The organism is Sinomonas sp. P10A9 (genome assembly GCF_041022165.1).
GTDB classification, from domain to species: domain Bacteria; phylum Actinomycetota; class Actinomycetes; order Actinomycetales; family Micrococcaceae; genus Sinomonas; species Sinomonas puerhi.
The window spans coordinates 1,896,385-1,910,853 of sequence record NZ_CP163302.1 but is presented as its reverse complement, the minus strand read 5'-3'; the positions used below and the strand labels follow the sequence as shown (position 1 = coordinate 1,910,853).

Here is a 14,469-nt window from a genome sequence, read left to right as displayed (position 1 = left end):
CGAACCGGGCCTGCGAAGCGGGCGTCAGAGGGCGAAGCCGCGGGCGCCGGCCGGACCGTGCCTGAGCTTGAATGCCTCGGGATCCGTGACGGGGGCGACGCCGATCGAGAGCTTCGTGAAGTCGCTTGTGGCCTCGCGGAGGCAGGTCTTCACGGCCGCGACGGCCTTACCAGCGTCGACGCAGGTCATGACGATGTTCAGCCTGCTCCCGTCGATCGAGCTGCCGTCCACCGTTCCGAGGCCCCGCCATGCCAGGTGCGCGGCGAGGGCTTCGGAGGCCTGCCGCTCGAGGGAACGGTCGCGGTCGGTGCCGCCCGCCGTCTTGAGGGAGAACTGCGCGACGACGCGCCACAGCTCCTTGTCCCCGAGCGGCCCGTAGCCGTCCTGGGCGCACTGGTCCTCGAACGCTCCCATAAGACCCTCGGCCGTGGCGCCGTCGACGTCGTCGGTCTCCTCCGTCTCGGACTGGTGGCCCACCCTCCCGTGGTTGATCACGAACTGTGCGGCCTCCTCGTCGTGCCACGCTTCGCGGAACTCAAGCGTCCCGTCGTCGCGGCGGCGGTACAGGCGGGTGTAGCTCATGAGTAGTCCTTCCGTCCGAGCGCCATCCAGGCGTCCGAGATTCCTTCAAAGGGACCCGTCGCGTCGAGCACTGCGGCGTGGATGCGGGTGCATTCGGCGCGCACCGCAGCCACGAGGCCGTCCGGGTAGGCCATCGAGACCGTGTGATCGCTGAACTCGTCCTCGTCGTCCACGAACACCCCGTGCCTCGATGAGCGGATCACGTCGAGGTCCATGTCGACCATGTGGAACTCGACCACGCCGGGGTGCCCCGGACCTGCGGGCTCCCCAATGCGGCGCCAGGACAGGTCCCATGCGAGGTCCACGTACACGCGGAAGTCGCCGGGGTTGGTCTCGTCGTAGAACGTCGCGGCGTAACCGCCAGCTCGCGGGATCAGGAGGACCGCGTCCGAGCGGGTGTGGAGGGCGGCCCCCGGGCGGGAGATGAACTCGCCGCGGCCCTGATAGATCCACCAGCCATGCTCGTCCTCGCCCAGGCCGTAGCCGGGCACCACCCAGTGGGCCATGCCGTCCCACTTCCGGTTGCGGGCGACGACGAGCTCACCCGGGCGGGGCGCGTCACCGGCCGCGGTGGGCTGGATCACCCACGTCACAGTGTCGGGATGGTACCGGTCGTGGGCGCTGTCTGGCCCGGGAGGGGCCGCGCGAAGGGGACCTTCGTGCCGAGCACCTGGGCCACGATGTCGTGGGCCACCTGCTGGGCGGTGAGCCCCACGCGGGCCAGCACCTGCGAGCGGGTCCCGTGGTCGAGGAACTCGACCGGCAGGCCCACCTCGTTCAGGGCAGTGTCGACGCCAGCGGCGCGCATCTCCTGACGGATCCGCGAGCCCACTCCGCCTGCCCGTACTCCGTCCTCGAGGCACACGACGATCCGGTGATGTGCGGCCAGCCGGATGATGCTGCGCGGCACGGGCAGGACCCACCGCGGGTCCACGACCGTCGAGCTGATGCCCTGGTGGTCGAGCCGCTGGGCGACGTCGAGCGCGAGGTCGCTCATCGCGCCGACGGCCACCAGCAGGACGTCCGGTCCTGCCTCCCGGCTGTCGTGGACGTCTTGGCTGTCGTGGACGTCCCGGCCGTCGTGGAGGTCTCGGCTGTCCAGACCGTCGGAGCGCCCGCGGTCATCGAAGGGAACGGCGCTGTGGCCCGTGCGCGCGAGCACGTCCACGCCGTCGGCCAGTCGCTCGATGGCCTCCGTCTCGGGCCCGACGGCGCCCTTCGAGAACCGCACGACCGTAGGGGCGTCGTCGACCGCGATCGCCTCGCGCAGTTCCTCTCGCAGCCGGGTCGCGTCGCGAGGCGCCGCGAGGTGCAGCCCGGGCACGCTCTGGACGAGCGCCATGTCCCACTGGCCGTGGTGGCTCGCGCCGTCGGGGCCGGTGACGCCGGCCCGGTCCAGCACGAGGGTGACGCCGGCCTTGTGGAGGGCCACGTCCATGAGCAGCTGGTCATAGGCCCGGTTGAGGAAGGTCGCATAGAGGGCAACGACGGGGTGGAGCCCGCCGAACGCGAGACCGGCAGCGCTCGTGACCGCGTGCTGCTCGGCGATGCCGACGTCGAACACGCGGTCAGGGTGCCGCTCGGCGAACTTGTTCAGGCCGACCGGGATGAGCATCGCGCCGGTGATGCCCACGACGTCCGGGCGCTCGTCGGCGATCTTCGCGATCTCGTCCGCGAACACGGACGTCCACGACGCCGCCGCGCCGGACTCGGCGGGCTGCCCGGTCTCCGGGTCGATGACGCCCACGGCGTGGAACTGGTCCGCCTCGTGGTTGCGGGCCGGGGCATAGCCGTGGCCCTTCTCGGTGATGGCATGCACGATCACGGGTCCGGCGAAGTTCCTGGCGGTCGCGAGGGCCTCCTCGAGCGCGCGCTCGTCATGCCCGTCCACCGGGCCGACATACTTCATGCCGAGGTCCTCGAACATGCCCTGCGGCGCCCACCAGTCCTTGATGCCCTTCTTGGTGGCATGGAGGCCCTTGTAGACGAACTGCCCGAAGGGCCCGCCGTTCTGCAGCCGCCGCTTCGCGGCATCGAGCACGCCCTCGTACGCCGGGGCGGTGCGCACCTTGTCGATGGCGGTGCGCAGCGAAGCAAGGTAGTCCGCCACCCCACCGACGGTCGGGGCGTAGGACCGGCCATTGTCGTTGACCACGATCACCACGCGGCGGTCCTGGTCCGAGGCGATGTTGTTCAGCGCCTCCCAGGCCATACCGCCGGTCAGCGCGCCGTCGCCCACCACGACGACCGTGTAGCGGTCGCCCTCACCGGTGAGCTTGCGCGCCCGGGAGATGCCGTCGGCCCACGAGAGCGAGGAAGAGGCGTGCGAGGACTCGACGATGTCGTGCTCGCTCTCAGCCCGCGACGGATAGCCGGACATGCCGCCCTCCTGCCGCAGCGTCGAGAAGTCCTTGCGGCCAGTCACGAGCTTGTGGACGTAGGACTGGTGGCCCGTGTCGAAGATGATGCTGTCCCGTGGGGACTCGAAGACGCGGTGCAGAGCGAGGGTGAGCTCGACGACGCCCAGATTCGGTCCCAGATGACCGCCCGTCTGGGCGACGTTGCGGATCAGGAACTGCCGGATCTCTCCGGCCAAGTCGTCGAGCTCCCCTGCGCTCAGTCGCGCCAGATCCTTCGGACCCTCGACGGATTCCAAGATGCCCAAGGGCGACTCCTTGCTCGAAACGTGCACGAACCACTGTAACGCCTCCGGGGCCCGCGTCGCCGACGGCTCCTCCCCGAGCACGGAAGGGCCCTACCGATCGGTAGGGCCCTTCCATGCTTGCAGACTGCGTCAGTGCGCCGAGATCTGGCGCAGCACGTACTGCAGGATGCCGCCGTTGCGGTAGTAGTCCGCCTCACCGGGGGTGTCGATGCGCACGACGGCGTCGAACGACTTCGCGGAGCCGTCCTCTGCCGTAGCGGTCACCTTCACGGTGGCCGGCGTCGTGCCGTCGTTGAGCGCCGTGATGCCCTCAAACGAATACACCTCGGTGCCGGTGAGACCGATCGTCGCGGCGGACTCGCCCGCCGGGAACTGCAGCGGCAGGACGCCCATACCGATGAGGTTCGAGCGGTGGATGCGCTCGTAGCTCTCGGCGATGACGGCCCGGACGCCGAGGAGCGCCGTACCCTTCGCGGCCCAGTCGCGGGACGAGCCGGAGCCGTACTCCTTGCCCGCGATGACCACGAGCGGAGTACCGGCCTTCTGGTAGTTCACGGACGCGTCGTAGACATAGGCCTGCGGTGCGCCGTCCTGCGTGAAGTCCTTCGTGAAGCCGCCCTCGACACCGTCCAGGAGCTGGTTCTTGATGCGGATGTTCGCGAAGGTGCCGCGGATCATGACCTCGTGGTTGCCACGGCGGGAGCCGTAGGAGTTGAAGTCCTTGCGCTCGACGCCGTTGGCGAGGAGGTACTGGCCCGCAGGGGTGTCCGACTTGAAGGAACCGGCCGGCGAGATGTGGTCGGTCGTGACCGAATCGCCCAGCTTGAGCAGCACGCGAGCGCCCGAGATGTCCGTGACGGGGTCGGGCTGCGCCTTCATGCCCTCGAAGTACGGGGGCTTGCGCACGTAGGTGGACTTGGCGTCCCACTCAAACGTGTTGCCGGTCGGCGTCGGCAGGGACTTCCAGCGCTCGTCGCCGTCGAAGATGGTCGCGTACGAGCTGACGAACATCTCCTTGTCGATCGAGGCGTCCATGACGTCCTGGACCTCGGTCGGGTTCGGCCAGATGTCCTTAAGGAAGACATCGTTGCCCTGCTGGTCCTGCCCGAGCGGCTCGGCGTCGAAGTCGAAGTCCATCGTGCCGGCGAGGGCGTACGCGATCACGAGCGGCGGGGACGCGAGGTAGTTCATCTTGACGTCCGGGTTGATCCGGCCCTCGAAGTTGCGGTTGCCGGAGAGCACCGCGGTCACGGAGAGGTCATTGGCCTGGACGGCCTCAGAGATCTCCGACTCGAGGGGGCCCGAGTTGCCGATGCAGGTCGTGCAGCCATAGCCGACCGTGAAGAAGCCGAGCTTCTCGAGGTACGGCACGAGGCCGGACTTCTCGTAGTAGTCGGTGACGACTTTGGAGCCCGGAGCAACCGAGGTCTTGACCCACGGCTTCGAGACGAGGCCCTTGTCGACGGCGTTGCGCGCGAGTACTGCGGCAGCGAGCATGACGGACGGGTTCGAGGTGTTCGTGCACGAGGTGATCGATGCGATCGAGACCGCACCATGGTCGAGCTCGAACTCGCGGCCGTCGGCCATCGTGACGTGCTTCGGGGCCGACGGGCGGCCGAACGCGCCCGAAGCTGCGGACTCAACCGGGTTCGCGAGGCGAGCGGTCTCGTGCACGTGGCTGTCAGCCTCGGTCGTGGTCGGGGCATCCGAGGCCGGGAAGGACTCGTCCACCGTCTCGTCGACCGAGCCGTCCTCGACGTGGCCGTTGCCGACCTCGACGTAGTTGTGCAGGTCCTTGCGGAACTGCTCCTTCGCATCCGAGAGCTCGATGCGGTCCTGCGGACGCTTCGGGCCGGAGATGGACGGGACAACCGTCGAGAGGTCCAGCTCGAGGTACTCGGAGAAGCGCGGCTCGTGGGCCGCGTCGTGCCAGAGGCCCTGCTCCTTGGCGTACGCCTCGACGAGCGCAACATTCTCGTCGGGGCGGCCCGTGAGGCGCAGGTAGTCGAGTGTGACGTCGTCGATCGGGAAGATCGCGGCGGTCGAGCCGAACTCGGGGCTCATGTTGCCGATCGTCGCGCGGTTCGCGAGCGGGACCGCCGCGACACCCTCGCCGTAGAACTCGACGAACTTGCCGACCACGCCGTGCTTGCGGAGCATCTCGGTGATGGTGAGCACCACGTCCGTCGCGGTCGCGCCCGCCGGGATCGCCCCGGAGAGCTTGAAGCCGACAACGCGCGGGATGAGCATGGAGACGGGCTGGCCGAGCATGGCTGCCTCGGCCTCAATGCCGCCGACGCCCCATCCGAGCACACCGAGGCCGTTGACCATCGTGGTGTGGGAGTCGGTGCCGACGAGCGTGTCGGGATAGGCCCTGAGCTTGCCGTTCACTGAGCGGGTCATGACCGTGCGTGCCAGGTACTCGATGTTGACCTGGTGGACGATGCCCATGCCCGGGGGGACGACCTTGAAGTCCTCGAACGCCGTCTGGCCCCACCGCAGGAACTGGTACCGCTCGCCGTTGCGCTGGTACTCGATCTCCATGTTGCGCTCGATCGCGCCGGCGTTGCCGAACACGTCGATCTGGACCGAGTGGTCAATCACGAGTTCGGCCGGGGCCAGCGGGTTGACGCGCGTGGGGTCACCGCCGAGCTCCTTGACGGCCTCGCGCATCGTCGCGAGGTCAACGACGCACGGGACGCCGGTGAAGTCCTGCATGATGACGCGGGCTGGGGTGAACTGGATCTCGGTGTTCGGCTGGGCGTTCGCGTCCCAGCCGGCGAGTGCGCGGATGTGGTCCGCGGTGATGTTCGCGCCGTCCTCGGTGCGAAGAAGGTTCTCCAGAAGGACCTTGAGGCTGAAGGGGAGGCTTTCGGCGCCTTCCACAGAGTTCAGCCGGAAAATTTCATACTCGGTTCCGCCGACGTTCAGGACGCCTTTGGCTCCGAAGCTGTCCACAGTGCTCAATGCAGGACTCCTCTCGCAACACTGCCATCTTTGTCCCGGCCTCGGGGCGGTGCTAGTTAGGCATGCCTAACCGCGCGCCTGCCTGCAGGCCGGGGCCATCCCGGCCCATCCTAGTTCGCGCGGTGCGGCGGGGCGACGGTTCACCGCGGCGTCACCAGCCCTTCGGTGGCGGCAGCAGGAGCCCGACGGTCTCCACATGGTGCGTCATGGGGTACAGATCGAAGGCCCGGAAGCTCTCGAGCCGCCATCCGGCCTGGCGGAACCAGCCCAGGTCGCGGGCGAACGAGGCGGGATCGCAGGCGACATAGGCAACAGCGCGCGGTGCCATGTCGATGAGCTGGCGGACCACGTCCCGACCGGCGCCGGCCCTCGGAGGATCGAGGACGACGGCGTCGAAGGAACCCTGGTCACTCTGCCGCCGCAGGACGCGCTCGACCTTCCCCTGCACGACGGCGACCTCGGGCTGCCGCTTGAACGTGCGCCGCGCGTCGCGGCTCGTCCCGGGGGCGCCCTCGACGGAGAGGACGTAACCGCCCGGTCCGACCGCGGCCGCGAGCGGTGCCGTGAACAGGCCGGCACCCGCGTAGAGGTCGGCCACCTGCGCACCGGGCGCGAGGACGCCGTCGAGCGCCTCCATGGCGGCGGTCACGAGGGTCTCGGGCGCGCGGCGGTGGATCTGCCAGAAACCGTCCCCGGTGACCGTGTAGTGGTGCCCGAGGACGTGCTCGGAGACCGAGCCCCGTCCCCTGATCGTGATCGGCGTCTTCCCTGCTGTAGGACCCACAGCACTCACCGAGACGGCCGGGTCAAGCCCCTCCAGGGCACCCGCGAGCTTCGACGGCGCCACACCGTCGGCGAGGCCGAACAGCACGTGGGGCGCCGAACCGGAGGCGGGCGCCGCGACCTCGAGGCGCTCGACGCCGCGCAGATCGAGGTCCCAGAGGCGCAGGTCGTTGATCTCCCGCGTCGCGAGCGGCATGTCCTCCACGGGGATGAGCGTCTCGGACCGGTGGGCGTGCATCGCGAGCCTGCCGTCCGGTGTCACCGCGAAGCTGCAGCGGGTCCGCCACGCTAGGCCTCCGGCGTCGTCGTGCGAACCCGCGGCGAGCGGGACCGGCTCGACCTCGACATCGAGTCCCGCACCGTGCCCGGTCGCGCCGAGCTCAGTCCCGCCGAGCTCAGTCCCGCTCTGCCCGACGCCGGCGAGTCGGGAGAGCTGTTCCCGGATCACGGCTTCTTTGAGGCGACGCTGCTCGGGGAGCGCGATGTGGCCGAACTCGGCCCCGCCTACGGGCAGGCCGCCCCGCGCATGCGCGGCGAGCGAGTCGGCACGGTCCCAGGGGTGGTCGCGGCGGTGCGGCGAAGGCTCGAGGACCTCGACCACGTCGGCGCGCCAGAACTTCGCGTCGTCTCCCCCATCGGTGAGCTCGGCGCGGACCAGTTCGCCGGGGATGCCGTGTCGGACGAACACAACCCGGCCCTCGTGGCGCGCGACCATATGCCCTCCGTGGGCTACAGGCCCCAGGCGCAGCTCGAGGACGTGTGCGGGGCCTGTCTCTTCGGTTGAGCTCACAGTTCCTGCAGCCTCCTGGCTTCCTCGCTCGATTTCAGCTGCCACGGGACGGACGCGACCATGACGCCCGGCTCGAAGTGGAGCCGGGTCTTGATGCGCAGAGCGGTCTGGTTGTGCACCAGCTGCTCCCACCACTTGCCCACTACGTACTCGGGGATGTAGACCACGATCAGGTCCCGCGGAGAGTCACGTCGCATGCCGCGGATGTAGTCCATGAGCGGGGTGACCGTCTCTCGGTAGGGGCTCGCAAGCACGGTGAGCGGAACCGGGATCTCGAGCTTCTCCCAGTCCGACACCGTCTGGGCGGTCTCCTCGGGGCTGATGTCCACCGTCACGGCATCGAGCCTCGACGGACGGGATGCCCGTGCATAGGCGAGCGCACGCAGCACGGGCTTGCGCACGTGGGAGACCAGCAGGACAGCGTGGACCCTGCTGGGCAGCGCGCGGGCCGAGACGTCGTCGCCGACCGCGAGCTCACGCGCAACGTTCGTATAGTGCACGCGGATGCTCGACATGATGAGGAAGATGGCGAACATCGCGAGGAGGGCGATCCAGGCTCCGTGCTCGAACTTGGTAATGAGCACGATGACGAGGACGGTTGCAGTCATCGCGAACCCGATGGTGTTGATGACCCGCGAACGCTGCATGCGCACGCGCACCGCCCGGTCCTTGACGCGCTTGAGCTCCCGCGTCCAGTGGCGGATCATCCCGAGCTGGCTCATGGTGAACGAGACGAAGACACCGACGATGTAGAGCTGGATGAGCCGGGTGACATCGGCGTTGAACGCAACGATCAGGACGATCGCGCCGGCCGCGAGGGCGAGGACCCCGTTGCTGAACGCCAGCCTGTCGCCGCGAGTGCGCAGCTGGCGCGGGAGGTAGCCGTCCTGGGCGAGAATCGAGCCGAGGACCGGAAAGCCGTTGAACGCCGTGTTGGAGGCGAAGACGAGGATCACGCCGGTCGCCGCAACGACGATGTAGAACGGGATGCTGCCCGTGCCGAAGACGGAGTCGGCGATCTGGCCGATGACCGGGGTCTGGATGTATTCGCCGGAGAGTGGCTGACCGTCCTTGAGGAGTTCGGTGGCGGGGTCCTGCACGAGATGCACGCGGGTCACGTTGGCGAGGAAGATGATACCGGCGAGCATCGATGCGGCGACCGCGCCGAGGAGGAGCAGGGTCGTGGCCGCGTTCCTGCTCTTGGGCGGCCGGAAGTTCGGCACGCCGTTGCTGATGGCCTCGACGCCGGTGAGCGCCGCCGCACCCGAGGAGAACGCCCTGAGCAGGAGGAACGCGCCCGCGAGGCCCACGAGCCCCTGATCGAATTCGGGTGAGGCGACGATGGTGAAGTCGGCGCTCTGGGCTGGCCTCAGGGTGCCGGTGAGCCACTGGATGATCCCAACCAGGGTCATGCCGAGGATTGAGGCCATGAACACGTACGTGGGAACTGCGAACACCGTGCCCGCCTCGCGGATCCCCCGCAGGTTCACGAGGGCGAGGACCACCACGCCCACGACGGCGATCACCGCCTGCGTGCCGTGGAGCGAAGGCACCGCTGTGGTCAGGTAGGTCGCGGCAGATGAGATGGACACGGCCACCGTGAGCACGTAGTCGACCAGCAGCGCGCTCGCGACCGTGAGCCCGGCGAACCTGCCGAGGTTCTCGGTGGCAATCTCGTAGTCACCGCCGCCCGACGGGTAGGCGTGGACATTCTGCCGGTACGACGCAACGACCGTGACGAGCACGAGGATGACCGCGAGCCCCACCCAGGGCGAAAATGCCACAGCGGACACGCCGGCAAGCGCCAGAGTGAGGAAGACCTCGTCGGGCGCGTACGCCACGGAAGAGAGCGCATCCGAGGCGAAGATCGGCAGCGCGATGCGTTTGGGGAGGAGCGTGTGCGCGAGTCGGTCGCTGCGCAGCGCGCGGCCCACCACCACGCGCTTGACCGCATTAAATATCGTCAGCACCCTGACACGTTATGCGACAACCGCGGGATATGTCATCGCGCGGTACATTGGGGGCCATGGCGCACTACGTGATCATGGGCTGCGGACGCGTCGGCGTCACCCTGGCCCACACCCTTGAGGACTCCGGCCACTCCGTTGCCATCATCGATCAGGACGATCGCGCCTTCCGCCGCCTGCGCAGGACCTTCTCTGGCCGCAAGGTCACGGGAATCGGCTTCGACCGCGACACGATGAAGCAGGCCGGGATCGAGGACGCCTACGCGTTCGCGGCCGTCTCGAGCGGCGATAACTCGAACATCCTCGCCACCCGGGTGGCGCGTGAGACGTTCCACGTGCCGCACGTCGTCGCCCGCATCTACGATCCGGGACGCGCCGAGATCTACCAGCGGCTCGGCATCCCCACCGTCGCCGCGGTCCGGTGGTCCGCCGATCAGGTCCTGCGGCGCATCCTGCCCGAATCCGGCGTTGCGGGCGACTACCGCGACCCGTCGGGACGCCTCGTGCTCACGGAGGTCGCCGTGGACCCCACGTGGCTGGGCCAGCCTCTGGCCAGGATCGAACACGCGGCCCGTGTGCGCGTGGCCTATATCACCCGGTTCGGCGAAGGCATCCTGCCCACCTCGACCACCGCCTACCAGGAGGGCGACACGGTTCACGTCATGATGGACATCGCCGACGGAGCCGAGGTCTCCCGCATCCTGTCCGCGCCGCCTGCCAAGGAGTCCGAGTGAAGGTCATCATTGCCGGAGCCGGCAGCGTCGGCAGTTCGATCGCGCGGGAGCTGCTGGCGCACCGCCACGAGGTTCTGCTCATCGACCCCAAGCCCGAGGTCATCGGACGCAGTGGGCTCCGCGGGGCGAAGTGGCTCATCGGCGACGCGTGTGAGCTCTCGACCCTCAAGGAGGCCAAAGTCGACGAGGCCGACGTCGTTGTGTCGTCGACGGGCGACGACAAGGTCAACCTCGTCGTCTCGCTCCTGGCCAAGACGGAGTTCGGCGTGGGCCGCACCGTGGGCCGGGTCAACAATCCGAAGAACGACTGGATGTTCGACGGCTCGTGGGGTGTCGACGTCGCGGTCAACACTCCGAGGCTCATGACGGCCCTCGTCGAGGAGGCCGTAGAGATCGGCGACGTCGTGCGCCTCCTGACCCTCCAGACGGGAGTGTCCTCTATCGTCGAGTTCACGGTGCCCGCCGACTCCCTCGTCGTGGGCAAGACCGTTGGCCAGATCGAGTGGCCGGAGGACTGCACGCTCGTGGCGATCCTCCGCGACCAGAAGCCGATCGCCCCGAGCCGGGACGATGTGATCGACCACAGGGACGAGCTGTTCTTCATCTCGACGATCGCTGGCGAGGATGACCTGCGCGGCCTCCTCGCGCCCCAGTCCGAGAAGTCCGACAGGTCCGAGGAGATGCCTGTCCTCGCTGACGACGAGGACGCCGCGTTCGACGGCTGAGGCACCTCCCGACTCCGGGCTGCGGTCTCTAGGCGGCAGGCGCGGGCGGGAGGGGCGGGGCACCCATGGGTGCTTTAGGCCCGCGTCCGCGCCCCGCGAAGCGCCGGTACCCCACGAAGAGGACGACCACGAGGGCAACGGCCAGCGCGATGAACACGATCGTCTGCTCGCCCGCCATGGCGGCGGGCACGACGCCCGCGACCAGCGTGAACAGCCCGCTCACCAGCAGCGCGTTGGCATCGGCGGAGGAGATCCGTCCGAGCGCGAGGCTCGCAACGAGCAGGACGACGGCGACGATCGTCGCGCTCAGGCTCACGGTCCGCAGCCATGCCGACTGGGTTCCTCCGACCGTCGGCTCGGGGTAGAACGCGTTGATGCCCACAAAGAAGACCACGACGGCCAGTACGCCCGTGGCCAGCGGATGCAGTACCGCGAACATCCGCGAGCCAGCCCGGGGCCCGGAGCCGTCCGCCTCCGCTGCAGGGAGCCAACGCCGCCCGACCATCCGCAGGTGGCCGACCACGAGTGCAACGAGCAGCGCGAAGACGCCCACGACGAAGCTGACGACCGCGGTCTTGGGACTGATGGCCCGTGTCGTACCCATGACAAGGGCAACGAGGCCGCCGAGCAGGAGCGCATCGGCCGGGATCGATGCGCGCCGCACGAGCGCGAACCCCGCGGCGAGGAGAACTACTGCCGCCGACGAGGCGATGAGGGCGGAGTTGCGCCCGTAGACTGCCATCGTGTCCGGATAGCCCGACCCGAAGTACCCGCCCAGGTAGGGCTGGGCATAGAACGCCTGGATGCCGAGCGAGACCACCATCGCTGCCAGTGGCGCCGCCGCGAGGGGGAAGACGACGGCGAGCGTCGCGTCGTCGACGTCGGACGACGACGAGGCTCGGGCGTTCCGCCGCAGCGTCCACCCCGTCTGACGCACAAAGAGCGCTGCCAGGGCCAAGAGGAAGCCCACCCCTACGGCGGCGAAGCTCGCGGCCGTGCCGAGGCCAGCGGTCGCGCCCATGCCGCGTCCTGCGGCGTACACGAGCGTGAAGACCCCGCCGAGCAGGAGCCCATCGGCGATCACGACGAGTCGCTTCGGGAGGAGCGACCCCACCACAAGTGGCACGGCGCCTATCGCCGAGACCGCACCGGAAACAATCCCGTTGTAGTCCTGGAGTGTCTGGTGGTACGCGAGGTAGGTGTTCTCGCTCCCGCCCTGCGGCCCTACGTACATTTCGGGCTGCGGATAGAAGACCTGGACGCCGAAGCCGACGAGCAGCGCGATCAGGATGCCGAGGAAGATCGGGAAGACTACCCTCAGGGCCTTGTTCTCCATGCGTCGAGGCTAGGTGCGCCGAGGAGGACCGGATAGGGCCAACTGGCACGACCTCGCCGGATCAGTCCCCTTCCGGCCCCGGTGCTCCGATCGGACGCGTGACGAGCCAGGCGACCCAGAGGCCGAGCGCGTACAGCGGCACGCCCATGAGCAGGCGCGTCGCACCGAGGGCTGTGAGGCCGGCGTCGCCCATCAAGTACAGCGGCATCTGAACGATGAGCCGAAGGCCGAGCACGGCGACCATGATCCATGTCCCCAGCCGGTACTGCCGTGCCCGGACCGGATTCTGACGCCAGTGGAGGCCCTCATTGCGGAGGAACCCGAAGATGACCCCCATGAGCGGCCACTTGAGCAGGACCGATGCCATAAGGGCAACGATGTACGCCCCGTTGGTGAAGAAGCCGTAGAGATAGAAATTCTCGGCGCGGCCGGTGAAGAGCGCGAGAGCCGCGGAGACACCGATGCCGATGATCCCGGCGAACGCCTGGGTCGGCGGTGTCCTGCCCACGAGGCGCACGACGACGAACACGGCCGCCACCACGAGCGACAGTACGACGGCGAGCACGAGGTCCTGCGCGAGGGTGAAGTATGCGAGGAAAACGAGTCCTGGCAGGATGCTCTCGAGCATGCCCCGCACCCCTCCGGCGCTGCGGAGGACGTCGATCCGCCCATCGTGGTGCCGGTGCAGCCCCGCCTTGGCTGCGTATGCACCCGCGAGGTCCGCCGCGCTCGGGGCGCGCTCGCCCTGCTTCTGGTCTTCGCCGTCTGGGGCCTCGTGGCCGCCATAGGGTGCGGTCATGTCAGTCCTCCTGGGCCAGGATCTCGTAGCGCGGGTTGTAGATGGTGGGCGTGCCGTGGAAGTGGGCCAGCATCCCGGAGAAGCGGAGTCGGGTGCCCGCATTGACGCCGCTGACCCTGCGGCGCCCGAGCCACACAAGGCACAGCGCAGGGCCCCGCCCCGGCAGTGCCGACTCGTCCTCGATGACGGCCGTGAGGCGCGGCGCGTCTCCCGCGGGCACGAACGTGAGGGACCGGACCACGCCCTGGCCCGCCACGAGGCCACGCTCGGGAAGTCCGCCGAAGCCCTCGAGCCGTATCGCGCCCGTGCGCTCAGCCAAGATGGGTGATCTCCGGTCCCCGCTCCGGCGCCTGCGGCTGCTGCTGCGCCTGGGCGGTGTGACCGCGGCCGTTCTCGTGCGGGGCAGCCTCAACGGGGATGCGCAGTGGCAGGAGCTCACGCGGAGGAAGCGGCGACTCGCCGCGGTCCACCACGACGTGGCGGAAGAGGTCCTCGAGCTCGGCGGAGCCTTCGCGGCTCTCGGCCGCCCGCCCGCCGATGACGCCGCGGAGGAACCAGCGCGGACCGTCGACGCCCATGAATCGGGCCGCGCGGTAGCTGCGGCCCTCCCCCGAGGCGTCTGCGGGGAGCCGGGCTACGAGCTCGGGGCCGAAGCTGCCCTCGGTCTCCTCGACGGTGCCGCCCTGGCTCTCGACCGACTGCGCGATCTGGGCGCGGATCTCGCCCCAGAGGCCCTCAGAGCGGGGAGCCGCGAATGCCTGGAGCTGGAGGCTCGATCCTGAGAGGTCCATGGTGACAGCGACAACTCGCTGCGTGGCCTCCTCGAGCTCGAGGCGCAGCTGGAGGCCATCGGTAGGCCGCACGAGAATGGAGCCGAGGTCGACATACCCGCTCTCGGTGCTGGCTTCGCTCGCGTCGAAAGGCCCCTTCTGCGCGCGCCCGTAGCCGCTCTTGTCCGGCTCGGGACGCTTCTGGGCCGGCGTGCTGAGCACCGAAGCGTCCTCGGCCGTCAGCTTGGCGTTCTTGCCGCGTCCGAACAGTGCCACACAAACTCCTTAGTCTTGCCGGCAGCCTGGCCGGCCCCAGTCGTTGCCCGCCGCGGCCGGGCACTTGGATGTGCC

General features: G+C 68.9%; 12 protein-coding genes. 2 read left to right on the top strand and 10 right to left on the bottom strand.

All coding sequences use genetic code 11. The features are described from left to right. Positions 1-24 precede the first annotated feature (24 nt). The 6 genes from AB5L97_RS08640 to AB5L97_RS08615 form a co-directional block, all read right to left on the bottom strand. Positions 25-582: a hypothetical protein gene (locus AB5L97_RS08640; RefSeq protein ID WP_369047199.1), complete on the bottom strand. Its 558-nt coding sequence runs from the start codon at positions 580-582 to the stop codon at positions 25-27. Next, positions 579-1,175: a DUF402 domain-containing protein gene (locus tag AB5L97_RS08635; protein ID WP_307956551.1), complete on the bottom strand. Its 597-nt coding sequence runs from the start codon at positions 1,173-1,175 to the stop codon at positions 579-581. The genes AB5L97_RS08640 and AB5L97_RS08635 overlap by 4 nt, the downstream gene beginning before the upstream one ends. Beyond that, positions 1,172-3,247, bottom strand: a complete 2,076-nt coding sequence (gene dxs, locus AB5L97_RS08630; RefSeq protein WP_369047198.1) for a 1-deoxy-D-xylulose-5-phosphate synthase — start codon at positions 3,245-3,247, stop codon at positions 1,172-1,174. Before dxs ends, AB5L97_RS08635 begins: the two co-directional genes overlap by 4 nt. A 129-nt stretch (positions 3,248-3,376) precedes the next feature. Then, a complete protein-coding gene (locus tag AB5L97_RS08625; RefSeq protein WP_369047197.1) occupies positions 3,377-6,214 on the bottom strand; it encodes an aconitate hydratase in 2,838 nt (945 codons plus the stop codon). A 151-nt stretch (positions 6,215-6,365) separates the two neighbouring features. Further along, positions 6,366-7,787, bottom strand: coding sequence for a class I SAM-dependent RNA methyltransferase (locus AB5L97_RS08620; protein WP_369047196.1), 1,422 nt, complete (start codon positions 7,785-7,787; stop codon positions 6,366-6,368). Next, positions 7,784-9,757 (bottom strand): APC family permease, encoded by a 1,974-nt coding sequence (locus tag AB5L97_RS08615; RefSeq protein ID WP_369047195.1) that lies wholly within the window; start codon positions 9,755-9,757, stop codon positions 7,784-7,786. The genes AB5L97_RS08620 and AB5L97_RS08615 overlap by 4 nt, the downstream gene beginning before the upstream one ends. 56 nt (positions 9,758-9,813) lie before the next feature. Here AB5L97_RS08615 and AB5L97_RS08610 point away from each other — a divergent pair, with 56 nt between their 5' ends. Then, positions 9,814-10,488 carry a potassium channel family protein gene (locus AB5L97_RS08610; protein WP_307956556.1) on the top strand — a complete coding sequence of 225 codons (675 nt, stop codon included), beginning with the start codon at positions 9,814-9,816 and terminating at the stop codon, positions 10,486-10,488. After that, positions 10,485-11,213: a potassium channel family protein gene (locus tag AB5L97_RS08605; RefSeq protein ID WP_307956557.1), complete on the top strand. Its 729-nt coding sequence runs from the start codon at positions 10,485-10,487 to the stop codon at positions 11,211-11,213. The genes AB5L97_RS08610 and AB5L97_RS08605 overlap by 4 nt, the downstream gene beginning before the upstream one ends. A gap of 28 nt (positions 11,214-11,241) precedes the next feature. Here AB5L97_RS08605 and AB5L97_RS08600 read toward each other — a convergent pair whose 3' ends face one another. The 4 genes from AB5L97_RS08600 to AB5L97_RS08585 all read right to left on the bottom strand — a co-directional run bounded on the left by AB5L97_RS08600 (position 11,242) and on the right by AB5L97_RS08585 (position 14,394). Beyond that, positions 11,242-12,549: a hypothetical protein gene (locus AB5L97_RS08600; RefSeq protein ID WP_369047194.1), complete on the bottom strand. Its 1,308-nt coding sequence runs from the start codon at positions 12,547-12,549 to the stop codon at positions 11,242-11,244. A 61-nt stretch (positions 12,550-12,610) separates the two neighbouring features. Continuing rightward, the gene (locus AB5L97_RS08595) at positions 12,611-13,348 is read right to left on the bottom strand and encodes a DUF3159 domain-containing protein (RefSeq protein ID WP_369047193.1); all 738 of its coding nucleotides are present in this window, start codon (positions 13,346-13,348) and stop codon (positions 12,611-12,613) included. Position 13,349: 1 nt separating this feature from the next. Then, positions 13,350-13,667, bottom strand: coding sequence for an OB-fold nucleic acid binding domain-containing protein (locus tag AB5L97_RS08590; protein ID WP_307956560.1), 318 nt, complete (start codon positions 13,665-13,667; stop codon positions 13,350-13,352). Further along, positions 13,660-14,394 (bottom strand): DUF3710 domain-containing protein, encoded by a 735-nt coding sequence (locus AB5L97_RS08585; protein ID WP_374049228.1) that lies wholly within the window; start codon positions 14,392-14,394, stop codon positions 13,660-13,662. The genes AB5L97_RS08590 and AB5L97_RS08585 overlap by 8 nt, the downstream gene beginning before the upstream one ends. Positions 14,395-14,469 lie beyond the last annotated feature (75 nt).

Bases quoted from the DNA above. Each gene is read 5' to 3' on its own strand.
- AB5L97_RS08610 (WP_307956556.1), top strand. From the start codon at position 9,814: ATGGCGCACTACGTGATCATGGGCTGCGGACGCGTCGGCGTCACCCTG.
- AB5L97_RS08595 (WP_369047193.1), bottom strand. From the start codon at position 13,348: ATGACCGCACCCTATGGCGGCCACGAGGCCCCAGACGGCGAAGACCAG.
- AB5L97_RS08600 (WP_369047194.1), bottom strand. From the start codon at position 12,549: ATGGAGAACAAGGCCCTGAGGGTAGTCTTCCCGATCTTCCTCGGCATC.
- AB5L97_RS08640 (WP_369047199.1), bottom strand. From the start codon at position 582: ATGAGCTACACCCGCCTGTACCGCCGCCGCGACGACGGGACGCTTGAG.